The sequence below is a fragment of the Pseudomonas sp. GM30 genome (genome assembly GCF_000282275.2).
Taxonomy (GTDB): Bacteria; Pseudomonadota; Gammaproteobacteria; order Pseudomonadales; family Pseudomonadaceae; genus Aquipseudomonas.
In genome coordinates, this window is record NZ_AKJP02000028.1 from 168,899 (window position 1) to 195,493 (window position 26,595).

Below are 26,595 nucleotides of genomic sequence, written 5' to 3' on the forward strand. Positions count from 1 at the left end.
GCTTGCTCGCGAATGAAAGCGACTCGGTATTTCAGTTATCCACCGCGTCCTGCTTCACCACCACGGTGCAAGTAATCCCCGCCGCCAACAACACCCCCTCCGGCACTTCATCGATGTGAATGCGCACCGGCACTCGCTGCGCCAGACGCACCCAGTTGAACGTCGGGTTGACGTCGGCGATCAGCTCGCGGCTTTCCGGGTTGTCGCGGTCGTAGATGCCGCGAGAGATGCTCTCCACGTGGCCCTTCAACACTTCGCCGCTCATCAGTTGCATGTCAGCCTTGTCGCCTACGCGCACGTGCGGCAGTTTGGTCTCTTCAAAGAAGCCGTAGACCCAGAACGAGTTCATGTCCACCACGGCCATTTTCGCTTCGCCGATGCGCGCGTAGTCACCGCGATGCACGTTGAGGTTGGTCACGTAGCCGTCCACCGCCGCGCGCACTTCAGTGCGTTTGAGGTTGAGTTCGGCGGCTTCCAGTTGCGCTTGTGCGTGTTGGTAATCGGCGAGCGCGGCGTCGGCGATGTTGCTGGCGTCGTCGCGGTTTTCCTTGGAGATCACCAAGTTGTCGAGGTCGGCACGACGATGGGCGTTGACCTTGCGCATCTCCCAGGTCGACTTGCGCGAAGCCACCAGCGACTGCGCCTGCTTGACCGCGATGCGGTAGTGCTCCGGGTCGATCTGCATCAGCAGGTCGCCCTTCTTCACCAACTGGTTGTCGCGCACCGGCACATCGATGACTTCACCGGTGACGTCGGCGGCGACGTTGATGATGTCGGCACGAACGCGGCCGTCACGGGTCCACGGCGTATTCATGTAGTGCTCCCACAGGGTCCGGCCGATCCACAGCGCCAGGGCCAGCACCAGCAGGGTCGCGAGCAGGCTGAAAAACTTTTTCATCAGAGCGTTCTCAACGGTAGACAGTCAGCGCCATGGCGCCGAACAGACAGGTAAACAGACTCAGGCGCAGCAGCGCCGGGTGCCAGAAAAAACGGTACAGATCGAACCCCGACAGGAACCGGTCCAGCGCCCAGGCCAGCGCCGCAGCGACGAAAAACATCAGGGTCATGGTCGGCATGTACACGCCGTGGAAGGCGATTTCACGAGGCATGGGCAAGTCCTTCGGGCTTGGCGACGGCATAGGCAGCGAGTGGTGATTGCGGGTCGAGCAACGAGGTGCGGATGAAGTGCAGATAGCTCTTCACCCGGCGTAACGCGGACGTGTCGAAGTGCGGCGCAAACGGCTCGTCGGTCGCGGCGACCCGACTGATCGCGTGATCGACCACCACCAGTGCGCGCTCCAGATTACTCGGGTTCGGTTGCAGAAACAGTCGCACCAGCGCCCGGCCCATGACGCGGATCGCCTGACGCCACGGCTGCGATTCGGCATACGCCGGATGCACCGGGAGGATCGCCTGTTCCTTGCGCAATTCGATGATCGCGTGGCCGACTTCGAGCACCACGAACATCCAGCGCAGCAGGTTTTTCTGCACGGTCGGCTGGCCTGCCGCGAGGCCGTATGCCTGATGCAGCAGATCACGGGTGCGGCTTTCGAAACTCGACGCCAGGCCTTTGAGTCTGCCGCTGATGGCGTAGACCACCTGGCCGCGCAGGTCCTGCTCCAGACGCTTCCATAACCAGCGACTGTTCGGCGGCAGAATGATCGCCCCCGCCGCCGCGCACACCAGCATGCCCATGACCATGGCGATGTAGTCATTGATGAAGGTGTAAGGGTTGTAAATGGTCAGGTTGTCCGGCACCGAACCGGTGCTGAAGAAGATCAACAGACCGAGACCGACCCCGGCGTATTGCGGTCGCGAAGCGAGGAACGAGCCGAGCACGATGACTGGCGCGAGCATCACGCACAGCAGCGGAAAACCGTCGATCCACGGGAAGATGAAAAACATCTCGACGAAGCCGATCACCGCTCCGAGGAAAGTCCCGCAGGCCATCTGGAACGCCATGCGTTTCGGGTTCGGCGTGGCGGCAGACAGGCCCACCGTCGCGGCGGCAATCAGGGTCATGGTCGCACCACTCGGCCACGCGGTGGCGACCCAATAGCTGCCCAGCACAATCAGGATGAACGAGGCGCGAATCCCCGAAGCGGCAGCAGCCCACCAGTTGGTTTGCGGGGTGAACGGCTCGTCCCAGCGCTCACGTTCGTGGCGGTGATCGGCCAGCGAGGCGTGGGTCTGTGCATAACTGTGCAGGTCGTCGACGAAACGATAGAGCAGTTCGTATGCGGTGTGAAAATCCAGTTGTTCGGCTTCACTCGGACCGGTTTCCTGGAAAATCCCGCGCAAGGTTCGCACGCGCGTCGGCAGGCCTTCCTTGTACGTGGCCAATGCCGTCGCCAAACGTGCCGCGTCCGGACTGGTCAAGGCGCGGCCACTGAAGCCGTCGAGTACTTCCGCCAGATCCTGCAGGCCCGGCCTGATCGCAGCCACCACGTGTTCTTCGCCGTTGCCACGCAGGCGCTCGAGCAACTGATGCAGCGCATTGAAGCGCGTGGTGATACCCATGAACTCGCTGTTCAAGCGACTGAGGCGACCGTTGCGCCGACGCATGTGCGGGTCTTCGAACACGGTGACGCTGCGCAGCCCTTCCAGGCCCACGGCTTCGGCGATAAAGCGCACGTTGCTCGCTTCGAATGACTCGGCTTTGCTGCGCCCGCGCAGGCCATCGGTGACGAACAGCGCGAATACACCGAAGCGCTGATACAGCGCGTTGCGCATCGCCGCGCTGGCGGTTTGCGGCAGGATCGCCGCGCTGACCACGGTCGAGCAGAGAATCCCCAGCGAGATCTCCAGCACCCGCCACACGGCGGCCATGAACGCGCCGTCCGGATGCGCCAGCGCCGGCAATCCGACCATCGCCGCGGTGTAGCCGGCGAGGACAAAACCGTAGGCGCGAAAGTTACGCCAACGTGCTGCACCGGCCGAGCAGATGCCGACCCAGATCGCCAGCGAACCGAGGAACAACTCGGTGTTCTGCGCGAACAGCGCGATCAGCGTGACCATCATCGCCGACCCGGCCAGGGTGCCAAGGAAACGATAGAAACTCTTGGCGAACACCTGGCCGCTCTGCGGCTGCATGACGATGAACACGGTGATCATCGCCGTACGCGGTTGCGGCAACTCCAGGCGCATCGCCAGCCACAGCGTGAGAAACGCGGCGAGCAAGACCTTGAAGATGTAGACCCAGGTCACGCCATCGCTGCGCGCCCAGTCAAACAAACCCCGACGCCATTCCAGGGAGTAGAGCCAGCGTAGAGGTGCGGGCAAGGGAGTCATTTGGACTTGCTCGATAAATGAAGGAAAAGTCTGTGAATCACGCAATTCCTGTGGCGAGGGAGCTTGCTCCCGCTTGAGTGCGCAGCGCTCACAAGATTTTTGGGGCTGCTGCGCAGCCCAGCGGGAGCAAGCTCCCTCGCCACAGGTTTGCGCATGCCGTCGGGATTGTGTTCACCGCAGCAGGGCCGGGGTTTTCGGGGCTGCCGTTTGCTCGGCCGTCGGCACGTCGTTGCCAGCCCCGAGGCCGCCACCCAGCGCCGTCACCAGTTCCGCATGCGCACTCAAGCGCGCCGCCTGCACCTGCTGCTGCACTTGCTGCTGCTTGAACAACAAGGTCTGCGCATTGAGCACGTTGAGGTAGTCAGTAAGGCCGCGCTGATAAGCGATCATCGCGATGTCGTAAGTCTTCTGCGCGGTGGCCACCGACTCGGCGGCGAAGGCTTGCTGCTTGTCCATCGACTCGCGGCGGATCAACTGGTCGGAGATGTTCTTCAGCGCATTGACCAGCGTCTGGTTGTAATGCGCCACGGCGATGTCATACCCGGCGGACGCTTCGCCCAGCTCACTGCGCAAACGCCCACCGTCGAAGATCGGCAGCGAAATCGCCGGGCCAACGTTGTAGTTGAGCTTCTTGCCGGTCAAAAACTCCAGCGCCCCGCCGCCGGTGGCCATGTAGCCGAGACTGCCGACCAGATCGACGTTGGGATAGAACCCGGCATGCGCAACATCAATGCCGCGCGCCTGCGCCGCCACTTGCCAGCGACTGGCAACCACGTCCGGGCGCTGGCCGAGCAGCTCGGCAGGCAAGGCCGATGGCAGTTTCAACGCAGCACCCAGCGCCAGAGTCGGCCGCTGCAACTGCGCGCCGGCGCCCGGGCCTTTGCCTGCCAACGCGGCGATCTGGTTGCGGCTCAGGGCAATTTCTTCGTCCAGTGCATCCAATTGCCGATGGGTTTCCGGCAATGGCGTTTCGGCCTGACTGACTTCGAAGTGCGTGCCGATGCCGCCGTCCAGACGCTTCTGCGCCAGATCGAGAATTTGCTGTTGCTGCTTGAGCGTCGCGGCGACGATGTCGCGCTGGGCGTAATGCAGCGACAGCTCGATGTAGGCACGCACCAGGTTGCTCTGCAATTCCAGCTGCGCCAGCCGCGCTTCGGCGGCGCTCATGTGCGCCAGATCCACCGCGCGTTCGCTGGCATTGCTTTCCCGGCCCCAGAGGTCGAGGGCGTAGCTGAAACCCAGCGCGGCGTTGTTGTCCCAGGTGGTGGTGTTGGCCAGCTCGCCCGGGCCGTAGAACTGATCGGTCGGCCAGTTGTGGCGCTTGAGCGTCGACTCGCCATTGATCTGCAGCGACTCGGCGGCTTCGGCGACACCGGCCATGGCCTTGGCCTGACGCACCCGCGCCGCTGCCATGGCCATGCTCGGACTGCCCTGCACGGCGAGGTCGATCCAGTGATTGAGTTGCGGGTCGCCGTAGGCTTGCCACCATTGTGCGGTGGGCCAGTGTGCGTCACGGGCGGCATGGGCGATGGCGTCGTCAGTGGCCAGTGCGTCGGCTTCCAATGCCTTGCTATGCGGGGCAATTCCTTGCGTTGAGATGCAGCCGCTGAGACCCAGGGTAAAAGCCAGAACACTGAGCGGCAAAAGCGCTCTGATGATGCGACGCGGCACAGCTGCGAATTCCTGAAAGAGGATAAGGCGGGGGCATGTTCCCTTCTGCAGGAGCTGCCGAGGGCTCGGGCCGCGTTCGGACGATCTTCTGATCTTGATTCCCTTAAAACAAAATCAAAAGATCGCAGCCTTCGGCAGCTCCTACAGGGAACGGCGCAATTCTAGGTGGGCGCCTTGGTGGCGATAAGCTGGGATTCTTGTGAATCTTTGTTACCGTTAACGAGATAATCCCTTGGTCGGGGGTCTCAGCCCCTGAAACTTCGTGTCACAATTTGCCATCTCCCTTGAGAGCACCCCATGGACACATTGCAAAACATGCGCGCCTTCAGTTGTGTGGCCGAAGCCGGCAGCTTCACCGCCGCCGCCGTGCAACTCGACACCACCACGGCCAACGTCTCGCGCGCGGTCTCCAACCTGGAAGCCCACCTGCAAACCCGCCTGCTCAATCGCACGACCCGGCGCATTGCCCTGACCGAGGCCGGCAAGCGCTACCTGCTGCGCTGCGAACAGATCCTGGCCTATGTCGAAGAAGCCGAAGCCGAGGCCAGCCAGGCCCACGCCCGCCCCGCCGGCCAGTTGAAAGTGCATACCATGACCGGTATCGGCCAGCACTTCGTGATCGACGCCATCGCCCGCTACCGCAAGACCCACCCGGACGTGACCTTCGACCTGACCATGGCCAACCGCGTACCGGACCTGCTCGACGAGGGCTACGACGTGTCCATCGTGCTGGCCAGCGAACTGCCCGACTCGGGCTTCGTCTCGCAACGCCTGGGCATCACCTACAGCATCGTCTGCGCCTCCCCGGCCTACGTGAAAGCCAACGGCTGCGCACAAAAACCCAGCGACCTGCTGAACCACGCCTGCCTGCGCCTTGTCAGCCCGGTGATCCCCCTGGAAAAATGGGCCTTCAACGGCCCCGAAGGCCAGGAAATGGTCACCATCAACAGCTCGCCGTTCCTGGTGAACTCCGCCGACGCGATGAAAGCCGCGATCATCAGCGGCATGGGCGTCGGCGTGCTGCCGGTGTACGCCGCCATTGAAGGGCTGCGCAACGGCACGCTGGTACGGATGATGCCCAACTACCGCTCGCAGGAACTCAACCTGTACGCGATCTACCCGTCGCGGCAATACCTGGACGCGAAGATCAAGACCTGGGTCGAGTACTTGCGCGGGTCGCTGCCGGAGATACTGGCGGCGCATCAGGCGGAACTGGCCGCCTACGAACTCAGTGGCAGCCTCGCAGGAGTCCGTGTCGCCACCTGACTTAAACACACCGCCAAATCTGTAGGAGCTGCCGCAGGCTGCGATCTTTGCCTTTTATGTTTAAAAATCAAAAGATCGCAGCCTGCGGCAGCTCCTACAGAAGCGGTGATTCGAAGGGAGTTTTCCGACAGGTTTTGACGGTTGTGGCTCGGAAGTTGGGTGGATAAGCTTTTCCGATCGCTGAAAACTCAGCGAACGGGCTTGGTCGCTCGGATTACGAATGGCGCACCTAAGGAATTTCACCATGCCTAATCCCAACCAAAATCCGCCCCAAGCGGAAAGCACCTCCCCCTACGAATCCCTCGATTCAAAAAAACTCCACGACGCCGCCGAACGCGCCCTCGACCACTACCTGAAACCCTCCGTCGCCGCGGTGAGATTCCACAAACCCAGCAGCATGTTCCAGGTCGCCCCCGACATGGACAACGAAAGCCTGCTGGTTCACGCCTGCGAATCACTGGCATCGGCGAGCATCATGACCAGCGACATTGCGGCCTATGTCGAAAGCCCGCAGCGGCAGACGATACTGGCGATTCAGCAGATCATCATGCTGGCTGAACTGGCGGTGAATCGGGTGCTGGACAATGTGGAAGTGAGCCAATCTGCGGCACACAGTTAAGCCATTGCAGGAGCGGGTTTGCTCGCGCAGGCCTCAACATATCCAACACTTTTGGTGCCTGACATACCGCTTTCGCGAGCAAGCTCGCTCCCACAGTTGGAATGGGTGTGGTCAGTTGGAGATTGGTCGGCTCGTAGGCCGCCATCGCGAGGGCTCACTCCTACAGAAAAGCAAAGCAGTCCAGACAGACCGCATGCTTTTCACCACTCAAATGGCCGAGTGTCAGCTCGCCGAAAGCTCTTGATCTTGCCGTGCCGGCCCCTTCGGCAGGCTGAGTGGAGGGGTTTATCCGGGGGTAGGCGCGCAGCGCCATGCGGCGAAGCCGCATACATCGAGAGGAGGTGCAGCGAAGCAAACCGGAGGCGATGCCCCCGGATGAACCCCGCAGCGAAGGAACCCGAGCCACGGCGAGGGCCGTACGCCGGGGCCCAGTCCTTTTGGTTACTTTTCGGCGTCTGGAAAAGTGACTCGCTGTAAGAGCGAAACCGCCAGCCGCCACACCCGAAGCAACGGATATGCCCCCCATCAACCCAAAGCATGGTCGGCCCAGAGGCCGCCAAGACAACCCAAAACAGAAATGTTAGCTTGCTTGGCAATAAAGCCCCGAAGCCGAGCCCATAGCGATGAAAAAAACAGTCCTGGCCTTCAGCCGCATCACCCCGCCCATGATCGAGCGCCTGCAGCAAGAGTTCGACGTCATCGTCCCCAACCCGAAAAACGGCGACATCAACGCCCAATTCAACGAAGCCCTCCCCCACGCTCACGGCCTGATCGGCGTCGGCCGCAAACTCGGCAAAGCCCAACTCGAAACCGCCGAAAAACTCGAAGTGGTCTCCAGCGTCTCCGTCGGCTACGACAACTACGACCTCGACTACTTCAACGAACGCGGGATCATGCTCACCAACACCCCGGACGTGCTCACTGAAAGCACCGCCGACCTCGCCTTCGCCCTGATCATGAGCAGCGCCCGCCGCGTCGCCGAACTCGACGCCTGGACCAAGGCCGGCCAATGGCAAGCCAGCGTCGGCGCGCCGCTGTTCGGTTGTGACGTCCACGGCAAGACCCTGGGCATCGTCGGCATGGGCAACATCGGCGCCGCCGTCGCCCGCCGGGGCCATTTCGGTTTCAACATGCCGATCCTCTACAGCGGCAACAGCCGCAAGCCGGAACTGGAACAACAACTCGGCGCGCAATTTCGCAGCCTCGACCAACTGCTGGCCGAAGCCGACTTCGTCTGCCTGGTGGTGCCGCTCAGCGACAAGACCCGACACCTCATCAGCCACCGCGAACTGGCGCTGATGAAGCCAGGTGCGATTCTGGTCAACATCTCCCGTGGCCCGGTGGTCGACGAGCCGGCGCTGATCGAAGCCCTGCAAAACAATCGCATCCGTGGCGCCGGACTGGACGTCTACGAAAAAGAACCACTGGCCGAGTCGCCGCTGTTCCAGTTGAAAAATGCTGTGACATTGCCGCATATCGGCTCCGCCACGAATGAAACGCGCGAAGCCATGGCCAATCGTGCACTGGCCAATCTGCGCAGCGCGCTGCTCGGCGAACGCCCGCAGGACCTGGTCAATCCGCAAGTCTGGCGCGGATAAAAAATGACGGGCAAGTGCAGAACCGCACTTGCCCGTTAGTTGCCGCCCTACATAACTTGAAATTGAACAACAAAGCCAATTAAACAACAGCATTATAAGCTCTGCTTGGCAATCGAATGATCGACCACTGCTATGGAGAGCTAATCCCGTGAACAATCTGACAACCGACAAAATTATTCGCTACAGCAAAGTTATATTGATGACTTACATCAGCTTCTTTGGTGTATTGGTGATGATTCACAACTTTACCGACTATGACTCGAACTACACGTACGTGGCTCATATCCTGAGCATGGACACTACCACCGCCAATGAGTCCATAAAATACCGATCCATTGACTCGCCAATGATTCATCACCGGATCTATTGGTTCATCATCACGCTGGAAGTAACGTATACGACATTGTGCCTGATAGGCACCTATCAACTCTATCGGCACATCAACGCGCCTGCAGAGATATTCCACGAGGCAAAAAAGTTCTCGATCATGGGCATACTGACGGCAATTTTCATTTATTACGTGTGCCTGCAAACCGTGGGTGTGGAATGGTTTGACATGGACACTTCACAATCATGGAATGCCAAAGACTGGGCCCGGCATATCGTAGACTTCATGTTGCCGGTGATGATTTACATCACCTTGAAAGTCGAGCGCTGATGTTCAGTGATCGTTTGTTTCATACCAACTTCCCCTGCACCGGCGCCACCAGCGTTTTCGGCTTACGAAACACCAAGACATTACCCAGCATCACCAACACCAGCCCGAGCAACGCCGGTGCCGTCCACTGATAACCTTCAGCAAACGCTGACACGTTCAGCGCCACCACCGGGAACAGCACCGTGCAGTAAGCGGCGCGCTCCGGCCCCATGCGCCCGACCAGCGTCAGGTACGCGGTAAACCCGATCACCGAACCCGGGATCACCAGATACAGCAGCGCCCCGACATAACGCGGCGACCAGTCCATGTCGAATGGAATGCCTTTGACCAGGCACCACACCGACAACATCGCCGCTCCATAGGCCATGCCCCAGGCGTTGGTGGTCAAGGGTTTCAGACCGGCCTTCTGCTGCAGGCTCGAGAGCATGTTGCCCGCCGAGAAACACAGGGTGCCGCACAGCGCCAAGCCAAGACCCAGCAACGTTTCGGGGCTGGCGTGATGGCCGGCCAGTTCCGGCCAGAACAACATTCCCAGACCGAACAAACCGAGCGCCCCGCCCATCAGCACGTTACGGGCGATGCGCTGACCGAAGAACACCCGGGCATTGAGCGCGTTCCACAAAGTGGCTGTGGAAAACACCACCGCCACCAGTCCGCTGGGAATCCACTGGCTGGCGGTCAGAAAGCACATGAAGTTGACGCAGAACAGACACAAGCCCTGCGCCACGCAGATCAGATGCCCGCGCCGGTTCATCGGTTGCAGCCGCCGACTGAGCAGCAACATCGCAAACAGCACCAGCGCGGCGAGACCGAAGCGATAGACGATCGACACCGGTATCGCGACCACACCCAATTGCCATTTCAGGGCAATCCAGGTGGTGCCCCAGATCAGCACGGTCAGCAGATACAGCGAAAGGTTCATGACGAGACTCCTGAGGACACCGGACACTCTGTGGCGAGCGAGCTTGCTCGCGCTTGAGTGCACAGCACTCACTGATGGGCTGATGCGCAGCCCGGCGGGAGCAAGCTCCTTCGCCACAGGGTTGTGTTGAATGGAAATTCAGGGTGCGGCAGACAGGAGCGGGGCGCTTGCAGATTCTTGCGCTTTTGTCGCCCGGCAGGCTGGCAGCGCGCCGGCTACGGAGTAGGATGCAAGGCGTTGGAGAGAACCGCACATGGCCGCTATCGATACCCTGCAAGTCTTTCAAGCCCTCAACCGCTCGCCGAACGCACGCCTTGTGCACAGCGCCGAGCTCGGTGACGGCTTGTCTGCGGCCCTGTGGACCAACCACCACGACGCCCAGGAATACGCAGCGCCGAGCCACCACACCCTGTCCTGCTACATCGCCGGTGGCACCGGGACGTTTCGTCGCGGTCAACCGGGGCACAAGGGTGGGCCGGACAAGCTGTGCATCCTGCCGGCGGATCATGAATCCGGTTGGGTGATCAACGGCGATATCCGCCTCGCTCATCTGTATTTCAGTGCCGAGCAGTTTGCGTTGGGGTGCGTCACCTTGCTCGATCGCGAGCCGCGAGAGATGCAACTGCGTGAGCAGACCTTTCTGGAAGATCCGCAGCAGGCCGGACGCTTTCGGCAGTTACTGACGCTGAATTGGGACGAACCTGCCGAACGCTTGCTGACCAGCAGCATCGCCCATGAATTGATCAGCCATACCCTGCTCAGCCAGGTCGGCGCGCGCCAGGGGTTGCGCCTCAAGGGCGGACTGGCACCGCATCAGCGTCGGCAATTGGTCGAGTTCATCGACAGTCAGTTGGCCGAGCCGATCAGCCTCGGTCAACTGGCCGGATTGTGTGCATTGTCGGAGTACCACTTTGCGCGGATGTTTCGCGTGAGCTTCGGTCTGCCGCCGCATCAGTACGTACTGGCACGGCGCTTGAGCCGGGCGCGGGAGTTGTTGCGCGCAACGGCGTTGCCGCTGGGGGAGATTGCGCTGGCGTGCGGGTTTGCCAGTGCCAGCCATTTCACCAACCGGTTTCGGCAGGTATTGGGTGGGACGCCGGGGGAATATCGGCAGGCGTTTTTGCGCTAGAGGCGAATGTTTTCGCTGTCTGTCAGGGCCTTATCGCTGGCAAGCCAGCTCCCACAATGTCTCCGGCCGTTCAAAACATTTTTGCTCGACCGTGAACCTGTGGGAGCTGGCTTGCCAGCGATGAACGATGACGCGGTCCCCGATCAGAACTCCAGCGTACTGGAGAGCGAAATCTGCCGCGAATCACCCATCGACACAAAGAACCGGCTCGCCGCCGAGGTGTAGTAGGTGCGGTCAAACAGGTTCTTCACGTTGAGCTGGAACTTGACCTTCTGCCCTTCGACTTTGGTGTCGTAAGTGGCGAACGCATCGGCCACGGTGTAGCTCGGCAGGTCGAAATCATTCACCGCGTTGCCCGCCCGCTCGCCGACATACCGCGCCCCGGCGCCGACCCGCAGTTGATCGCCACCGATCACGCTGCCGAAGTCATACACCGCCGACAATGAGCCGCTGTTCTTCGCCACGTTTTGCAGGCGATTGCCTTTGTAGTCCGGGTCTTCGGTGACCTCGGCATCAGTGTAGGCATAGGCGCCGATCAGGCTCCAGCGGTCGGTCAGTTGACCGGTCAGATCCAGCTCAAGTCCCCGCGAGCGCACTTCACCGGCGGCGCTGTAAATTGTGGTCGGGCCTTCGGCGTTGGCCACCAGCACGTTGCGTTTCTTGATGTCGAACAGCGCAATGTTGCCGGTGATGCGCCCCGGAATATCCAGCCGCGCCCCCAGCTCCCACGACTTGGCTTCTTCCGGCGCGATGCTGCCGTCGAGCACGGTGCTGCTGCCGCTGAGCGGGGCGATGGTCGAGTTGGGTTTGAATGATTCGGTGTAGCTGCCGTAGAACGACAACTCGTCGGTGTAGCGATACACCAGGCCCGCACGCGGTACGAACTTCTGCCCGTTGCTGTCGGTGTTGGCCTTGAACGGCACGCCTTTGCCGGCGTACTGGTCGTACTCCTGGAAGCGTCCGCCGGCGACCAGAATCCACTGGTCATTGAGGTGAATGGAGTCCTGCATAAACACCGAATCGCTGCGCAGCAGATCGGTCTGCGCACTGTCCGCCGGGCTGACCGTGGTGCCTTCGACTTCACGGCCATACACCGGATTGACGTAGCTGAAGGTGCTCAGGCTTTTCTGGCGGATCAGGTCGGCGCGGTAGATCTTGCGGTACTCGTCGTCGACGCCGAACACCAGGTCATGCTGCATGCCCAGCACATTGACCTTGCCTTCGAGACTGGCGGTGGTGAAACGGTCAGTGCTGATCGCGCCTTGCGTGCCGTCCATGCTGCGGGTCAGTGTGCCTTTCTTGGTGTCGATAGCGGTCACGCGCACCTGGCTGGCGTCGTAGGTCTCGCGGTTCCAGCTGTAGCCGAAGTGAGCTTTCCAGTCGTCATTGAGTTCGTGGTCGGCCTCGAAGTGGTACAGATCGGAACGGCCTTCCATGTCGTTGAACGGCTCGTCCAGACGCTCGTTGCGCGAGATGTCCAGCGGGTGGTTGGTGCGCGGATCGATCAGCGTGCCACGGTCGAACGGCGTGAGAAATTCGCGGTGTTCGTAGGAGAACAGCAGCTTGGTGCGTTCGCCATACCAGGCCAGCGATGGCGCGATCAGCGTCTCGCGGTGAGTGCCGAAATTGCGCCAGTAATCTTCGTCTTCGTGATCCAGCACCATGCGATACGCCAGGCCGGAATCGCCCAGCGCGCCGGTGCTGTCGAAGCTGCCGCCGCTGCCGTTCTTGCCGTCGCCGTAGGTGGAGCCACGCAGGGTCAGGGCGTTGTATTGGGTCAGTTCGGGTTTCTTGCTGACCAGGTTGACCACCCCGCCCGGGTCCTGGATTCCGTAAAGCAACGAGGCCGGGCCTTTGAGCACTTCGACGCGATCAACGGTTTCGTTCATCCCGCGGCCCTGCACGATCGGCATGCCGTCGCGCATGATCGAGCCGTTGCGGTTGTCGCCGAAACCGCGGGTCATCACCGAATCCTGGGTGCTGCCCAAGGTGTTGCCCTGAGTGATGCCGCTGACGTTGGCCAGCGCATCGTCGAGATTGCGCGGGGTCTGATCGCGGATCACCTGGGCCGGGATCACGTTGACGGTCTGCGGGATTTCCTGCAGCGAAGCCGAAGAGCGCATCACCGAACTGGTTTGCGGCGGCTGGTAGCTCATCGAGTCGTCGCGCATCGAAGTGATGGTAGTCGCGCCGAGATTGAGCGCGCCCTCGGTGGGCTGCGGCTCCAACGCCAGGGTGTGGCTGTCGGTACGGCGGAAGGTCATACCGGAGCCGCTGAGCAGGCGTTGCAGCGCTTGTTCGGCACTCATCTGGCCGCTGACGGCCGGGGCGTTGAGGCCGTACGGCGCTTCGTCGGTGTAGACCACGCTTTGCCCGGTGACACGGCTGAAGTCGCTCAGGGCTTGCGGCAGCGGTTTGGCGCTCAGGGAGAAATTGAATTGCTTTTGCGCCGGACTGCTGACGGTTTCAGCGGCGAGCGCCACGCTCATCGGCAACAGCGCCAATGCCGAAAAACTCAATGCCGAAACGCCCAACCACTGTTTGACCGAACCCGATTTTGCCCTGGACTTCATTGCTCAATGACCTGTGTAGAACCGCAACGGATGCGAATGACTCGCAGTTTCAGTCACTACACGGATGGGGCTGTGGTTTACCTCACCACTCATTTGAAAATATTTTTTGGTGTCTGAAAGAACGCTTTCGCGAGCAGGCTCACTCCTACAGGGGAAACGCATTCCAAATGTAGGAGTGAGCCTGCTCGCGATGGCGCCGGCAGGCTCAGCGCAGAATAATCAGATGCCCCAACACCTGATGCTGCTCAAACCCCAGCACACCCTGCAACGAACTCAACACCGCCTGCGGATCCTTGCTCGGAAAACTACCGCTGACCTTGCGCGCCGCCAGCTCATCGTTGAGCACAACAATCCGCCCCGGGTAATAGCGCCGCAGATCCTCCACCACGTCGGCCAGCGACGCCTTGTAGTAAGTCAGCCAGCCCTGACGCCAGGCCAGTTGCGCCTCGCTGTCCACCGCGTGCAGTTTCTCCGCTGTGCCCTGCCCGTAGGCCACTTGCTGGCCAGCCGTCAGAATCTGCTGCTGTGCGTCGCGATCCGCCGTCACGCCAACGCGCCCCGACAGCACCGTGACTTGCGCACCACCGGGCTGCAGACGCACTTCGAACTGCGTGCCGAGCACCCGCGCCTGGCCTTTCTCGGCTTCGACCACGAACGGCTCACCGGTGTGCATCACACTGAAAAACCCGGCGCCGCGTCGCAACTGCACCCGCCGCTCGCCATGGCTGAAATCCACCGCGATAGCGCTGTCGGCGTCCAGCATGACTTGTGATTGGTCGGCCAATGTCACGGTGCGAATTTCCCCCGGTGCCGAAACGTAATCGGCGCCCAGATCATTGATCCAGCGCTGCGGCTGCCAGCCCGTGCCAAGGCTGATCATCAGCATCAGACACGCGGCCATCGCCAACGCGCCCGACCAGCGCACAAGTGCCGGGCGACGCGGACGGTCCATTGCATTCAGGTAGCCCTGCAACGCCAATGCGTCTTCAGCGGCCAAGGTACGCGCCGGGCTTTCGCTCAACTCCCAGAGCACTTGCGCCTGGGCATAGGCCTCAGCGTGGGCCGGGTCAGCGCGCAGCCATTGGCTGAAGGTCAGTTGATCGCCGGTGCTTGGGCGGTCGTGCAACAGGCTCAGCCAGGCGAGCGCGGCCTGTTCCTGAGCGGGCGTCGGACTGACGCGGTCGGTGTGATTCACGGTGCTTTCCCTGGCAGGCGTGGCGCGGGTTCGCGCAGGCTGGCCTTGCAGGCCTCCAGGGCGCGCATCATATGTTTTTCCACGGCGCTTTGGGACAGGCCCATGGCTTTGGCGATGTCCGCGTACTTGCGGCCGTGGATGCGATTGAGCAAAAAGATCTGCCGGGTGCGCTCGGGCAAGGCGCGCAATGCCGCTTCGACGTGGCGCAGATCATTGCCCGCTTCGAGCGCGGCTTGCGGCTCGCTGCCGTGGCTGTCCGGCGCGTCCGGTTGCCAGCCCTCGTTGACCCGCACGCGCGTGCCTTCGCTGCGCAAATGATCGATGGCGATGTTGCCGGCGCAGCGCAACAGGTAGGTGCTGAGTTCTTCGACTTGCACCAGCGGCCGCCGCCAGAAACGCAGAAACAGGTCCTGCACCAGATCCGCTGCCGTGGCCCGGCAACCGACGCGCCGGTTCACCAGCGCTTCCATCTGCGAGCGCTGCGACAGGAACACCTGAAGAAAATGCGCACGCGCACCGTGCGGTTCGTCGTCGCGGGACTCCGGGGGATGACCGATCAGCATGTCAGACCTGCGCCCAGGCAGCGACCGGGCTGGCCAGCAGACTCAACCCGGCCAGTGCGAGGGCCAGACGTGGGCGATACGGCAGCAACAGCACCAATGCCAAAGCGCTGAGCATGAGCACCGCGAACCAGTCGACCAGACCGAAACTCCAGCCGTTTGCCCCGACTGCCGCCCAAAGCGACAGGCCGAGCAACAGCCAACCGGCGAGTTTCAGAATCCGTGCGCGTCGGACCGAGGGTTTGTTGCCAAGCAGCTCATCGTGGTGCCGAGGCATCGACAGACACAACGCGCTGAACCCGGCGTAGCACAGCAACAACGCCAGCAACATCAGCTGACCTCCTGCTCAAGCGCGATCGGTCGCGGCTTTTCCCGGGGTGTTTTTTTCACGCTGACGGCGCTGGCCGCACGCTGCATTTTCCATGCGGCCCAGCCGAGGAACAGGCCTGCGCCCAGGCAAGTCAGATCGAAACCCGCCAGCGTCAAGTCACCTTGCGCCAGCGTTACGCCGAGATTCCATGGCGTGGTCAGATTGATCAGCGGCACCGCGATAAACAGCACAGCAGCCAGCGCGAGCTGTTCGACCCAGGCCTTGCGTCCTTTGCGCAGCAACGCATGCACCACGCTCAACGCCCAGGCAATAAAAAACGCATTCACTTCCTGATCAGCGCGCCCGGCCAGATCCGCCGGCAACAGCCGATTGGCCAAAAAGAACACTGCCACCGCCGCTGTCAGCCCGGCCATGCTGGCGATGTTCAGCACTTCCACCAGGCGCAATTCGAACGGCATCACGCCGCTCTTGGCGTGTTTGAGCTGGCGCTTGCCAAGCCAGATCACCAGCCCGGTGCCGATCATCGCGGTACTCGCCAGGCCGCAGATGAAATACAGCCAGCGCAATGTGGCCCCGGCGAAGTGGCCCATGTGCAAACCGTAGAACGTGCCGCCGACGGCCATCGCCACTGGCTGCTCCGGGGTGCTGCCGAGGCGCTCGCCGGTGACACCGTTGAACGTCACCGCACGCCCGAAATCGTGGACGACGCGGTCGCCACGGCGCGACAGCACTACCGAGGCATTCGCGTCTCCCGGGTTGTTCACTGTCAGCCGCGCGGTACTGCCACCTGCCCACTGCTCGCTGGCCTTGGCCAGCAGCGGTGCCAACGGGCTCAGCGGCGCCGCCCGGTTGGCCCGCTCAGGGGTTTTCGATGCCGGAAAAACTTCGTCGTAAAAGGCGCGCACGTCGCCGTTATAGGACGCCAGAATGCTCGCTGGCATGACCATCGCCATGAAAATCACCAGGCTGCTGTAGGTGATCATCAGGTGAAACGGCAGCACCAGCACGCCGACCGCGTTATGCCCGTCGAGCCATGAACGCTGGCCTTTGCGCGGGCGAAAGGTGAAGAAGTCCTTGAAGATTTTCTTGTGGGTGATGATGCCGGTGATCAGCCCGATGAACATCACCATCGCCGCCATCGTCGCCAGCCAGCGGCCCCACGGATAGGGCATTTGCAGCTGAAAATGGAAGCGGTAGAAGAACTCGCCGCCCATGCTTTGCCGGGTCTGGACTTCGTTGCCGGTCTGCGCGTCGAGTGTTCTGGATTCGAACTTGCCGCGCTCGCGCGGTGTGTTCGGCGCCTGCTGCCAGCGCACCGTCAGACCGGGATCGCGGGCGTCGGGCAAGTCGATCAGCCAGCGCGAGGCGCCGGCGGCGTGTTGCTGCAGGTAACGTTGCGCCAGGGTCAGGCTCGCTTCGGCATTGATGGGCCGCGCGGGAATTTCCGGCTGCATCCAGTGGCTGATCTCATCCTTGAAATAGGCCAGCGTCCCGGTGAGAAAAATCGCAAACAGCAGCCAACCGAACACCAGCCCGGTCCAGGTGTGCAGCCAGGCCATCGACTGACGAAAGCCCTCTTTCATGCGTAACCCAAGCCCCGCGCGGCACCCGACACCGTCGCCAGAATCACGCTCGGCACCAGCAACCCGACCCACGCCGACCACGCCGTGCGGCAAGCAAAACACCACAGCACCGCCACCAGATAGACCAGAAAGGAAATGGTCATGCCGGTCACCACCGCTTCGGCGCGGCTCAACGGCAGCCACATCGTCAGCGCGACACTGGCCAGCGCGGCGACCAGATAGCCGCCGAACACCGCCGCCAGTACCCGCGAAGTGACAGCAAGACGATAGGACATGGGAAGTGAGGCGAGTTTGCCTTTCATGTTTCGACCCTGAAACGAAAAACGTCCGGCCGACAAGCCGAACCAACAGGCGAGCAATATTAATGATAAATATTCTCATACGCAAAAGCATCTGATTGCCGGACACCCACGCGCACCCCTACAATGCGAACAGTTCTTGTTCTCTAACGCATCGAGCATGCGCCCGGAGTAATACCCTTGTCGTCCGCCCATCCCGTCGAATCGCTCTACCATGACCACCACAGCTGGCTCACCGGCTGGTTGCGGCGCAGACTCGGCTGCCCGGACAGCGCGGCGGATCTGGCGCAAGACACGTTCATCCGCGTGCTCAGCGCCCGCGAACCGGTGACGATCATCGAACCGCGCGCGTTCCTGACCACCCTCGCCAAACGCGTGCTGTTCAATCATTACCGCCGTCAGGACCTGGAACGCGCCTACCTCGATACCCTGGCGCAGATGCCGGAAATGGTTGCGCCATCGGAAGAAGACAAAGCGATCATCCTGCAGACCCTGATCGAACTGGACCAATTGCTCGATGGCTTGCCGCGACCGGTCAAACGCGCCTTTTTGCTGGCGCAGGTCGATGGCCTGACTTATCCGCAAATCGCCGTCGAGCTGGGCATCTCCGTAGCCACGGTCAAACGTCATCTGCACAAAGCCGCCCTGCGTTGCTATTTCGCCCTATGAACCGCGTCCCGGATTTCTCTGCGCAAGTGGCCGAACAGGCCGTGCACTGGCTGATGGAAATGCAGCAAGGGTCGTTCTCCCCGCGCCAGCAACAGGCCTGGCAGCAATGGCTGGACGCCCACAGCGAACACCGCCGCGCGTGGGAACACATGCAGCGGGTCAACCAGCGCTTACGCGGTGTGGCTTCGCCATTGGCCCATGCCGCGTTGACCGGGCCGAAGTCTTCCAGCCGCCGTCAGGCGCTCAAATTGCTGCTGCTTCTCGGTGCCGGTTCCGCCGTCACCTGGGGCATGCGCGAGCACAATCCGCTGCCGACGCTGCTCGCCGATTACCGCAGCCCGGTGGGCGAGCGACGCAAAGTTGCGCTGGGCGCGGGCAGCCAGTTGCAGCTCAATACCGCGAGCGCGGCAGATGTGGAGGTCGGACAACGGCTGATCCGTTTGCTGGAAGGCGAGATTCTGCTCAGCACCGTACACGCGTTCGAAGTGCGCACGGCCCAAGGTGTATTGAAAACAAACGCTGCCCGACTCAACGTCCGGCAATTTGCCGATCGCACGCAGGTGGCGTTGTTTGAAGGTCAGGCCGAACTCATCGCCCATGGCCGCGCACCAATGTCATTGCCCGTCGCCCGTCAGCTGAGCTTCAGCTCGACAGCGATCAGCGAAGCCAGACCCTTGGATGCCAACAGCGGCGCCTGGGCCGAGGGCATGCTGGTTGCCGCGCACATGCGTCTGGGCGACTTCCTCGATGAACTCGGCCGTTATCGTCGCGGGCAGTTGCATTGTGATGCGAAGGTGGCCGACCTGCTGATCTCCGGGACTTATCCACTGGACGACAGCGAGCGGATTCTTGATCTGCTGCAAATCAGTCTGCCGGTGAAAGTGCGGCGGTTTACCCGTTATTGGGTGAGTGTCGAGGCCCGGGTTTAAAACAAAACTGTGGCGAGGGAGCTTGCTCCCGCTGGCCTGCGCAGCAGGCCCTCAATACGGGGGCCGCTTCGCGCCCCAACGGGAGCAAGCTCCCTCGCCACAAAATCAGTCATTCAAAAAAATATTCGTAAACCGTGAGCCGTTTTTCAGATCTGGCGTGACAGAGAAGGAAAGCCCCCTTGATTCAACCTTCTCAGGATCATCGTTCATGCACCCCACCCGCCTCACGCCACTGGCCCGCAGCCTGCGCAACCTCGTACTGGGCGCCAGCCTGAGCCTCAGCGCTCTGCCAGCCATGGCCGCCGAAACCAGGGTTTACCACATCGCCCCGGCGTCACTGGAAAACGCCCTCAACCAGTTTGGTCGTGAAGCCGGCGTGCTGATTTCCTTCGGTTCGCAAGTCACCAGCGGCGTGCAAAGCCGTGGCCTCGAAGGCAGCTACAGCGCCGAACAAGGTCTCGATGCGCTGCTCGAAGGCACCGGCCTGCAAGCTCGCGCCGAAGGCAACAATGCCTTCAGCCTGCAACCGGTCGGCGACACGGCGCTGGAGCTGGACACCTCGAAAGTCGTCGGCGACTGGCTCGGTGACGCGGCGCAGGTCAACGTGTTCGAACACCCGGGTGCCCGCGATGTGATCCGCCGCGAAGACTTCGAACGTCAGGGCGCGACTCAGGCACGCGACGTACTCAACCGCATCCCCGGGGTCAATGCTCCGGAAAACAACGGCACCGGTAGCCACGACATGGCGCTGAACTTTGGTATCCGTGGCCTCAATCCACGACTGGCGGCGCGCTCGACCGTACTGATGGACGGCATTCCCGTACCCTTCGCACCGTACGGCCAGCCGCAGTTGTCGTTCGCGCCGATCAGCATGGGCAACATGGATGCCGTGGACGTGGTGCGTGGCGGCGGCGCGGTGCGTTACGGCCCGCAGAACGTCGGCGGTGTGGTCAACTTCGTGACCCGTGCCATTCCCGACGCGCCGACGGTCAAGGGTGGTTTCCAGACCGAAACCAGCCCGTCGTCGAGCCATGACGGCTTCAAGACCAGCGCCAACCTGCTGGCCGGCGGCACCAACGAAAATGGTCTGGGCGGCGCGCTGCTGTACTCCGGCACCCGTGGCGGCGACTGGCGTGAACACAGCGACAGCGAGATCGATGACCTGATCCTCAAGGGCAAATACCAGCTCGACGAGGCCAACAGTTTCAACGCCATGGCCCAGTATTACGAGGGCAAGGCCGACATGCCCGGCGGCCTCAACGTTGCCGATTACGATGCCGATCCGTACCAGTCGACGCGCCCGAAAGACCAGTTCTGGGGCCGCCGTACGATGTTCAACTTCGGCTATCGCTATCAGGAAGATCGCCGCGAATTCACTGCCAACACCTTCTTCACCAAGACCTTGCGCAGCGGCTATCTGGATCAGGGCACGTTCCTCTCACTGTCGCCACGCGAGTATTGGGTGCGCGGTTTCGAAACGCGTTTCGCCCAGGGCTTCGACCTCGGCCCGACCAGCCACGAAGTCGGCGTCGGTTACCGCTACATCAACGAGGCCGGCCACGAGTTGCGCTATCGCACGCCGATCAGCAGCAACCAATACCCGACCACCGACAGCCGCAACGACCGCGATACGCGAGGTGGCACCGAAGCCAATGCGTTGTTCGTCGACGACCGCATCGACATCGGCAAATGGACCATCACCCCGGGCGTGCGCTACGAGATGATCGAATCGCAGCAGACCAACAACCTGACCAATGCTAAATACAAGGGCGACTACAACACCGCGCTGCCGGCATTGAACGTGCTGTACCATCTGACCGACAGCTGGAACCTGTACGCCAACACCGAAGGTTCGTTCGGCAGTGTGCAATACAGTCAGATGCCCAACCGCGTGAGCAGCGGCGAAGTGAAGCCGGAGAAGGCCCGCACTTGGGAACTCGGTACCCGTTATGACAATGGCGCACTGCGCGCGGAAATCGGTGCGTTCCTGATCAACTTCGACAATCAGTACGAAAGCAACCAGACCAACGATTCGGTGATCGCCCGTGGCGAGACCCGCCATCAGGGCATCGAGACCAGCGTCAATTACGCGCTGGATGACTTGAGCCCGGCGCTGGCCGGTTTCGATGTGTACGCCACTTATGCCTATGTCGACGCGACCATCCGCGAAGACGGGCCGAATAAAGGCAATCGCGTGCCGTTCTCCTCGAAACACAAAGGCACGATTGGCGTCGGTTACACCGAAGGGCCATGGAAACTCAACGTCGACAGCAGCTTCCAGAGCGACCAGTTCGCCGACAACGCCAACACCTCCAGGGAAAGCGCCGACGGCAGCACCGGCAAGATCCCCGGCTACATGCTGTTCAGCAGCCGCGCCGGTTACGACTTCGGCCCGCAATTGTCGGATCTGAACGTGGCGGTGGGGGTGAAGAACATCTTCAACACCCAGTACTTCACCCGCTCATTCGATGACAACAACAAGGGCAAGTACGTGGGTGAGCCGCGCACGGTGTATGTGCAAACGTCTGTAGCTTTCTAAGAAAACTGTGGCGAGGGAGCTTGCTCCCGCTCGGCTGCGAAGCAGCCGTAACTCCCGCGGATGCGGTCTTGTTGCAGATTTTTGGGGCCGCTTCGCTGCCCGGCGGGAGCAAGCTCCCTCGCCACATTGCTCAGCAACACAAACAAAAACGGGCCTGCTTGCGCAGGCCCGTTCTCATGGGGTGGCTTGAAAAATCAGCGTATCAACTGTTGATCGCTGCCTGTTCGTTCTCCAGAAACTCTTCTTCCAGCAGTGCGTCGTTCGCCTTGCTGAATGGCACGATGGCGGCGCGGGGTTTGCCTCGCAGTTTGCCAAACAGGTGCTCCAGCGCATGTTCCAGTTTTTCGGCTGCACCGTCGATCGCCTGTTCCAGCGAATCGGCTTTATGGGTGACGGAAATCGGTTGGTGGCCTTTTGGCCGCGCTTCCAGCTGGCAGCGCAAGTCATGGGGACCTGGTTTGTCGCCGTTCTCGTCGCTCAGGTGGACTTCGACACGGGTCAGGTCTTCTTCATAACGGTCGAGCGTGCTCTCAATGGTTGTACGTACCCACTCCTCCAGTCGTTTACTGCTTTGAATATGGTTATCGCTGTTGACTTGGATTTGCATAGTTCATCCCTTATTTCAGCTAGCTCGCGAGAGGCCTTGAATTGAATTTCCTGACCCCTTGGTTACAACAATCGGCCCGACTGACGAACATTTCAACCCCTGAAAAAAGATAAATATTCATTCGCAAAAAAAGCCGGACAACCGAGCAAGTCACTGGTAAGGTCGGGAGTTGGGTCGCCTCGCACCCCTGCAAAATCTGCTCACAATTGCCCGTCGTTCAACGGGTGCAAGTTGCGGAAAATCACCGCCTCCTCCACCAGCCAGTCATGCACCGCACGCACGCCTGGATGGCTCAAGGCCCCCGGCGCATACAGCAGCACGTAGCGTTTGTGGTTGGGCACCGACAGACCGAACGGCACGATCAACGTCCCGCGCTCCAGCTCATCGTTGAGCAACGTGCGCCGGGCAATCGCCACGCCCATGCCGGCAATCGCGGCTTCGATGGTCAGGTGATTGCGGTTGAACGTGTGTCCACGCCGTACGTCGGCGCCTTCAAAGCCAATCGCGTTCAGATAGAACTCCCATTCCGCGTATTCGTAACTGCCGCGCCAGGCGGTGATGTCGTGCAACAACGGAAAATGCACCAGGTCCACCGGCCCATGCAGCGGCGGACGTCCACGCAACAGGCTCGGCGCACACACCGGGAAAATCTGCTCGTCGAGTAAGGCTGTGGATAACAGCCCCGGATAACTGCCGTCGTTCAGGTCGATTGCCAGATCAAAGTCGCCCTCGTGCAATGGCACGCTGCTGTCTTCGGCCACCAGGCGCAACTGGATGTCCGGATAGCGCTGTTGCAGGCGCGGCAAACGCGGGGTCAGCCATTTGCTGAGGAACGACGGGATCGACCGCACCCGCAAAATCCCGCTGATCATTCCGGCATCCAGTCGACGCAATTCAGCATCGATGCTGCCGTAGGCCTCATTGACCGTGATGGCCAACCGTTGGCCTTCCGCACTCAACTCGACGCCCCGCGCCCGGCGATGGAACAGGCGAAAACCGAGGCGCTCTTCCAGTTGGCGAATCTGCTGGCTGACCGCCCCCGGGGTGATGTGCAGCTCTTCCGCGCAACGGGTGAACGACAGGTGCCGCGCGGCACAGGAAAACACCTGCAGCCAGACGTAGGTCTGGGCGTGCAATTGACGACTCATCGTTTAGTCCTGCTAAAGGCTTACTTAGGAAATTTCGTTAGTCACGTAGGACCGAGGTAGGCAGTATCGCCGACATTGCGCTTGTCCTACAAAAGATGGCAGCGATTCCTACTCCATTGCTTGTAAGGGTTTAGCATGGCTATCAGTGTTTTCGATCTATTCAAAGTCGGCATCGGTCCGTCCAGTTCACATACCGTCGGTCCGATGCGCGCCGCCGCGACCTTCGCCCAGGCGCTGATCGAGCAATGCCTGCTCAATGATGTGCGCCGCGTGGAAATCCGTTTGTACGGTTCACTGTCGGCCACCGGTGTCGGCCACGCCACTGACCGCGCCACGGTCATGGGCCTGATGGGCGAATGGCCGGATAGTATCGATCCGGCGACCATCGACCCACGCATCCAGCAGCTGCGCGAAAGCGGCGTGTTGCTGCTGGCCGGCCACAGAGAAATTTCCTTCAACTGGCAGCATGATCTCCTGCTGCTGGACGAAAGCCTGCCCTACCACCCCAACGCCATGTCGCTGACAGCCTTCGGCGAAAGCGCCGAGCTGTTCACACAGACGTACTACTCGATTGGCGGCGGTTTCATCATCGAAGCGGCGGAAGCCGAGTCCGGTGTGGCACCGGCCGGCGACGTGGTGTTGCCGTACGATTTTTCCAGCGCTGCCGAATTGCTGAGCCTGTGCAGGCAGCACAACTTGCGCGTCTCGGAACTGATGATGGCCAACGAACGGGCCTGGCGCAGCGACGCTGAAATCCGTAACGGCTTGCTGCACATCTGGTCGGTGATGCGCGAGTGCGTCGAGCAAGGCCTGCGCCACGAAGGCATCCTGCCCGGTGGGCTGAACGTGCCGCGCCGCGCGGCGAAGTTGCACCGCAGCCTGCTGGAAATCGGCAAGCCGAACGTGATCAGTTCGACGCTGTCGGCGATGGAATGGGTCAACCTGTTCGCCCTCGCCGTCAACGAAGAGAACGCGGCCGGCGGGCGCATGGTCACCGCTCCGACCAATGGCGCGGCCGGGATCATTCCGGCGGTGCTGCACTACTACATGAAATTCAATCCGGACGCGTCTGACGATGACGTGGTCGCGTTCTTCATGGGGGCCGCCGCTGTCGGCATTCTATGTAAGAAAAATGCTTCGATCTCCGGCGCTGAAGTCGGCTGTCAGGGCGAAGTCGGTTCGGCTTGCGCCATGGCCGCTGCAGGCCTCGCTGAAGTGCTCGGAGCGACCCCGGAGCAACTGGAAAACGCCGCCGAAATCGGCCTGGAGCACAACCTCGGCCTGACCTGCGACCCGGTCGGCGGCCTGGTGCAGGTGCCGTGCATCGAGCGCAACGCCATCGCCGCCGTGAAGGCGATCAACGCCACGCAAATGGCCCTGCGCGGCGACGGCAAACACTTCATTTCCCTCGACCGGGTGATCCGCACCATGCGCGATACCGGCGCCGACATGCACGACAAATACAAAGAGACTTCACGGGGCGGCCTGGCCGTGAACTGGGTGGAATGCTGACGCGCATGCCCTGACCGCCCCGGCGGACCGCAACCTGCGGCCCGCCAACCGTGAGCCCGAGCAAAAATAATAACGAGGCCAAAACGATGACCGATGTACGTACACCTGCTGCCGAAAATCCCGCTGTAGATCGCACACGCAACACCGAAATAGCCCACAAGGGCTGGAGCAAATCCGACACCACCTGGATGCTCGGTCTGTATGGCACCGCCATCGGTGCCGGCACTTTGTTTCTGCCGATCAACGCCGGTGTCGGCGGTTTCTGGCCATTGCTGATTCTGGCGTTGCTGGCGTTCCCGATGACCTTTTTCGCCCACCGGGGCCTGACCCGCTTCGTGTTGTCCGGGCGTTCGGGCGACATCACCGAAGTCGTTGAAGAACACTTCGGCATCGGTGCCGGCAAGCTGATCACCCTGCTGTACTTCTTCGCGATTTTCCCGATCCTGTTGGTTTACAGCGTCGCGCTGACCAACACCCTGAGCAGTTTTCTCGAACACCAATTGCACATTGCCCCGCCACCCCGGGCGATTCTGTCGCTGGTGCTGATCCTCGGCCTGATGGCCATCGTGCGTTGCGGACAGAACGTGATCGTCAAAGCCATGAGCGTGCTGGTCTATCCGTTCGTCGCGGCCCTGCTGTTACTCGGCCTCAGCCTGATCCCCAACTGGAACGGCGCGTTCTTCGCCAGCGCTCAAGAGTCGATGCCGCTGTCGGCGTTCCTCAAAACCCTGTGGCTGGCGATCCCGGTGATGGTGTTCTCGTTCAACCATTCGCCAATCATCTCTGCGTTCGCGGTTGACCAGAAGCAACGCTACGGCGCCGAGGCCGAACGCAAAAGCAGCGGCATCCTCGCCATGGCCCACGGGATGATGGTGGTGACGGTGATGTTCTTCTGCTTCAGCTGCGTGCTGGCGCTGTCACCGGCGGATCTGGCAGCAGCGAAGGCGCAGAACATTTCGATCCTGTCGTACCTGGCCAACCACTTCCAGACCCCGGTCATCGCTTACGCTGCGCCGCTGATTGCGCTGGTGGCGATCACCAAATCCTTCCTCGGCCACTACATCGGCGCCAGCGAAGGCTTTCAGGGCATGATCGTCAAAAGCCTGCGCGGTCGTGGCAAGGTGATGTCGGCGAGCTGGCTGAACCGTGCGACCGCGCTGTTCATGATCCTCAGTTGCTGGGCCGTGGCCACCTTCAACCCGAGCATTCTGGGCATGATCGAAACCCTCGGCGGCCCGGTGATTGCCTGCCTGTTGTTCCTGATGCCGATGTACGCCATCCGCCGTGTGCCAGCCTTGCGCCAGTACTCGGGGCAGATGTCGAACGTGTTCGTGGTGCTGATCGGCCTGATTGCACTGTCGGCGATCATCTACTCGGTTCTGCCCTGAAACGGGCCACAAATGACAAAGGCGAGCCATGGGCTCGCCTTTTTTATGCCGTATCCATTGTCCAGCAATCTTCCCGGCACAGCCCTTGCTAAGCCCTGTGTAGGAGCT

Annotated in this window: 23 protein-coding genes; 10 read left to right on the forward strand and 13 right to left on the reverse strand. The window is 61.4% G+C overall.

What is annotated here, in order from left to right:
• Positions 1 to 31: 31 nt before the first annotated feature.
• The 4 genes from PMI25_RS20510 to PMI25_RS20525 all read right to left on the reverse strand — a co-directional run bounded on the left by PMI25_RS20510 (position 32) and on the right by PMI25_RS20525 (position 4,962).
• Positions 32 to 898 (reverse strand): efflux RND transporter periplasmic adaptor subunit, encoded by an 867-nt coding sequence (locus PMI25_RS20510; RefSeq protein WP_007969560.1) that lies wholly within the window; start codon positions 896 to 898, stop codon positions 32 to 34.
• 10 nt (positions 899 to 908) lie between these two features.
• Complete coding sequence (locus PMI25_RS20515) at positions 909 to 1,109, reverse strand: DUF1656 domain-containing protein (protein ID WP_003221811.1); 201 nt, start codon at positions 1,107 to 1,109, stop codon at positions 909 to 911.
• Entirely contained in the window at positions 1,099 to 3,291 is a 2,193-nt protein-coding gene (locus tag PMI25_RS20520) for an FUSC family protein (protein WP_007969562.1), read from the reverse strand. Before PMI25_RS20520 ends, PMI25_RS20515 begins: the two co-directional genes overlap by 11 nt.
• 171 nt (positions 3,292 to 3,462) lie before the next feature.
• On the reverse strand, positions 3,463 to 4,962 hold the full coding sequence (locus tag PMI25_RS20525) for an efflux transporter outer membrane subunit (protein ID WP_007967518.1): 1,500 nt from the start codon (positions 4,960 to 4,962) through the stop codon (positions 3,463 to 3,465).
• 297 nt (positions 4,963 to 5,259) lie between these two features.
• On the opposite strand from PMI25_RS20525, the gene PMI25_RS20530 reads away from it, so the two are divergent.
• From PMI25_RS20530 to PMI25_RS20545, 4 genes are all read left to right on the forward strand, one after another.
• Positions 5,260 to 6,228: a LysR family transcriptional regulator gene (locus tag PMI25_RS20530; RefSeq protein WP_007967519.1), complete on the forward strand. Its 969-nt coding sequence runs from the start codon at positions 5,260 to 5,262 to the stop codon at positions 6,226 to 6,228.
• 244 nt (positions 6,229 to 6,472) lie between these two features.
• The gene (locus tag PMI25_RS20535) at positions 6,473 to 6,847 is read left to right on the forward strand and encodes a DUF6124 family protein (RefSeq protein ID WP_007967521.1); all 375 of its coding nucleotides are present in this window, start codon (positions 6,473 to 6,475) and stop codon (positions 6,845 to 6,847) included.
• 623 nt (positions 6,848 to 7,470) lie between these two features.
• Entirely contained in the window at positions 7,471 to 8,445 is a 975-nt protein-coding gene (locus PMI25_RS20540) for a 2-hydroxyacid dehydrogenase (RefSeq protein ID WP_007967524.1), read from the forward strand.
• A gap of 148 nt (positions 8,446 to 8,593) precedes the next feature.
• The gene (locus PMI25_RS20545) at positions 8,594 to 9,103 is read left to right on the forward strand and encodes a DUF2165 family protein (protein ID WP_007967527.1); all 510 of its coding nucleotides are present in this window, start codon (positions 8,594 to 8,596) and stop codon (positions 9,101 to 9,103) included.
• 19 nt (positions 9,104 to 9,122) lie between these two features.
• Here PMI25_RS20545 and PMI25_RS20550 read toward each other — a convergent pair whose 3' ends face one another.
• On the reverse strand, positions 9,123 to 10,025 hold the full coding sequence (locus PMI25_RS20550) for a DMT family transporter (RefSeq protein WP_007967530.1): 903 nt from the start codon (positions 10,023 to 10,025) through the stop codon (positions 9,123 to 9,125).
• Positions 10,026 to 10,278: 253 nt separating this feature from the next.
• Here PMI25_RS20550 and PMI25_RS20555 point away from each other — a divergent pair, with 253 nt between their 5' ends.
• Positions 10,279 to 11,154, forward strand: a complete 876-nt coding sequence (locus PMI25_RS20555) for a helix-turn-helix domain-containing protein (protein WP_007967531.1) — start codon at positions 10,279 to 10,281, stop codon at positions 11,152 to 11,154.
• Between the two features lie 143 nt (positions 11,155 to 11,297).
• On the opposite strand, the gene PMI25_RS20560 is transcribed toward PMI25_RS20555, so the two are convergent.
• From PMI25_RS20560 to PMI25_RS20585, 6 genes are all read right to left on the reverse strand, one after another.
• Complete coding sequence (locus PMI25_RS20560; RefSeq protein WP_007967534.1) at positions 11,298 to 13,727, reverse strand: TonB-dependent siderophore receptor; 2,430 nt, start codon at positions 13,725 to 13,727, stop codon at positions 11,298 to 11,300.
• A gap of 205 nt (positions 13,728 to 13,932) precedes the next feature.
• Entirely contained in the window at positions 13,933 to 14,922 is a 990-nt protein-coding gene (locus PMI25_RS20565) for a FecR family protein (protein ID WP_007967536.1), read from the reverse strand.
• Entirely contained in the window at positions 14,919 to 15,485 is a 567-nt protein-coding gene (locus tag PMI25_RS20570; protein ID WP_003221797.1) for an RNA polymerase sigma factor, read from the reverse strand. The genes PMI25_RS20565 and PMI25_RS20570 overlap by 4 nt, the downstream gene beginning before the upstream one ends.
• A 1-nt stretch (position 15,486) precedes the next feature.
• Positions 15,487 to 15,813, reverse strand: coding sequence for a DUF3325 domain-containing protein (locus PMI25_RS20575; RefSeq protein ID WP_007967538.1), 327 nt, complete (start codon positions 15,811 to 15,813; stop codon positions 15,487 to 15,489).
• A complete protein-coding gene (locus PMI25_RS20580) occupies positions 15,813 to 17,396 on the reverse strand; it encodes a PepSY-associated TM helix domain-containing protein (RefSeq protein WP_007967540.1) in 1,584 nt (527 codons plus the stop codon). Before PMI25_RS20580 ends, PMI25_RS20575 begins: the two co-directional genes overlap by 1 nt.
• A complete protein-coding gene (locus PMI25_RS20585; protein WP_007967542.1) occupies positions 17,393 to 17,698 on the reverse strand; it encodes a DUF3649 domain-containing protein in 306 nt (101 codons plus the stop codon). Before PMI25_RS20585 ends, PMI25_RS20580 begins: the two co-directional genes overlap by 4 nt.
• Positions 17,699 to 17,875: 177 nt before the next feature.
• Here PMI25_RS20585 and PMI25_RS20590 point away from each other — a divergent pair, with 177 nt between their 5' ends.
• The 3 genes from PMI25_RS20590 to fecA all read left to right on the forward strand — a co-directional run bounded on the left by PMI25_RS20590 (position 17,876) and on the right by fecA (position 21,832).
• On the forward strand, positions 17,876 to 18,364 hold the full coding sequence (locus PMI25_RS20590; RefSeq protein ID WP_007967545.1) for a sigma-70 family RNA polymerase sigma factor: 489 nt from the start codon (positions 17,876 to 17,878) through the stop codon (positions 18,362 to 18,364).
• Entirely contained in the window at positions 18,361 to 19,293 is a 933-nt protein-coding gene (locus PMI25_RS20595; protein ID WP_007967546.1) for a DUF4880 domain-containing protein, read from the forward strand. Before PMI25_RS20590 ends, PMI25_RS20595 begins: the two co-directional genes overlap by 4 nt.
• 208 nt (positions 19,294 to 19,501) lie before the next feature.
• On the forward strand, positions 19,502 to 21,832 hold the full coding sequence (gene fecA, locus PMI25_RS20600) for a TonB-dependent Fe(3+) dicitrate receptor FecA (RefSeq protein ID WP_007967547.1): 2,331 nt from the start codon (positions 19,502 to 19,504) through the stop codon (positions 21,830 to 21,832).
• Positions 21,833 to 22,034: 202 nt separating this feature from the next.
• Here the strand turns inward: fecA and PMI25_RS20605 are convergent, their stop codons facing one another.
• Together PMI25_RS20605 and PMI25_RS20610 are read right to left on the reverse strand one after the other, a co-directional pair.
• Positions 22,035 to 22,439 carry an HPF/RaiA family ribosome-associated protein gene (locus PMI25_RS20605; protein WP_007968091.1) on the reverse strand — a complete coding sequence of 135 codons (405 nt, stop codon included), beginning with the start codon at positions 22,437 to 22,439 and terminating at the stop codon, positions 22,035 to 22,037.
• Between the two features lie 200 nt (positions 22,440 to 22,639).
• Positions 22,640 to 23,587 carry a LysR substrate-binding domain-containing protein gene (locus PMI25_RS20610; RefSeq protein ID WP_007968089.1) on the reverse strand — a complete coding sequence of 316 codons (948 nt, stop codon included), beginning with the start codon at positions 23,585 to 23,587 and terminating at the stop codon, positions 22,640 to 22,642.
• 135 nt (positions 23,588 to 23,722) lie between these two features.
• Between PMI25_RS20610 and PMI25_RS20615 the strand changes: the two genes are divergently transcribed.
• Both PMI25_RS20615 and PMI25_RS20620 read left to right on the forward strand, forming a co-directional pair.
• Positions 23,723 to 25,099: an L-serine ammonia-lyase gene (locus PMI25_RS20615; RefSeq protein ID WP_007968086.1), complete on the forward strand. Its 1,377-nt coding sequence runs from the start codon at positions 23,723 to 23,725 to the stop codon at positions 25,097 to 25,099.
• A gap of 86 nt (positions 25,100 to 25,185) precedes the next feature.
• Positions 25,186 to 26,487, forward strand: a complete 1,302-nt coding sequence (locus PMI25_RS20620) for an HAAAP family serine/threonine permease (RefSeq protein ID WP_007968084.1) — start codon at positions 25,186 to 25,188, stop codon at positions 26,485 to 26,487.
• The last annotated feature ends 108 nt before the right edge of the window (positions 26,488 to 26,595 follow it).

Bases quoted from the DNA above. Each gene is read 5' to 3' on its own strand.
- PMI25_RS20575 (WP_007967538.1), bottom strand. From the start codon at position 15,813: ATGTTGCTGGCGTTGTTGCTGTGCTACGCCGGGTTCAGCGCGTTGTGT.
- PMI25_RS20540 (WP_007967524.1), top strand. From the start codon at position 7,471: ATGAAAAAAACAGTCCTGGCCTTCAGCCGCATCACCCCGCCCATGATC.
- PMI25_RS20570 (WP_003221797.1), bottom strand. From the start codon at position 15,485: ATGCTGATCGGTCATCCCCCGGAGTCCCGCGACGACGAACCGCACGGT.
- PMI25_RS20615 (WP_007968086.1), top strand. From the start codon at position 23,723: ATGGCTATCAGTGTTTTCGATCTATTCAAAGTCGGCATCGGTCCGTCC.
- PMI25_RS20555 (WP_007967531.1), top strand. From the start codon at position 10,279: ATGGCCGCTATCGATACCCTGCAAGTCTTTCAAGCCCTCAACCGCTCG.
- PMI25_RS20535 (WP_007967521.1), top strand. From the start codon at position 6,473: ATGCCTAATCCCAACCAAAATCCGCCCCAAGCGGAAAGCACCTCCCCC.
- PMI25_RS20595 (WP_007967546.1), top strand. From the start codon at position 18,361: ATGAACCGCGTCCCGGATTTCTCTGCGCAAGTGGCCGAACAGGCCGTG.
- PMI25_RS20520 (WP_007969562.1), bottom strand. From the start codon at position 3,291: ATGACTCCCTTGCCCGCACCTCTACGCTGGCTCTACTCCCTGGAATGG.
- PMI25_RS20620 (WP_007968084.1), top strand. From the start codon at position 25,186: ATGACCGATGTACGTACACCTGCTGCCGAAAATCCCGCTGTAGATCGC.
- fecA (WP_007967547.1), top strand. From the start codon at position 19,502: ATGCACCCCACCCGCCTCACGCCACTGGCCCGCAGCCTGCGCAACCTC.
- PMI25_RS20605 (WP_007968091.1), bottom strand. From the start codon at position 22,439: ATGCAAATCCAAGTCAACAGCGATAACCATATTCAAAGCAGTAAACGA.
- PMI25_RS20550 (WP_007967530.1), bottom strand. From the start codon at position 10,025: ATGAACCTTTCGCTGTATCTGCTGACCGTGCTGATCTGGGGCACCACC.
- PMI25_RS20515 (WP_003221811.1), bottom strand. From the start codon at position 1,109: ATGCCTCGTGAAATCGCCTTCCACGGCGTGTACATGCCGACCATGACC.
- PMI25_RS20560 (WP_007967534.1), bottom strand. From the start codon at position 13,727: ATGAAGTCCAGGGCAAAATCGGGTTCGGTCAAACAGTGGTTGGGCGTT.
- PMI25_RS20510 (WP_007969560.1), bottom strand. From the start codon at position 898: ATGAAAAAGTTTTTCAGCCTGCTCGCGACCCTGCTGGTGCTGGCCCTG.
- PMI25_RS20580 (WP_007967540.1), bottom strand. From the start codon at position 17,396: ATGAAAGAGGGCTTTCGTCAGTCGATGGCCTGGCTGCACACCTGGACC.
- PMI25_RS20585 (WP_007967542.1), bottom strand. From the start codon at position 17,698: ATGAAAGGCAAACTCGCCTCACTTCCCATGTCCTATCGTCTTGCTGTC.
- PMI25_RS20530 (WP_007967519.1), top strand. From the start codon at position 5,260: ATGGACACATTGCAAAACATGCGCGCCTTCAGTTGTGTGGCCGAAGCC.
- PMI25_RS20610 (WP_007968089.1), bottom strand. From the start codon at position 23,587: ATGAGTCGTCAATTGCACGCCCAGACCTACGTCTGGCTGCAGGTGTTT.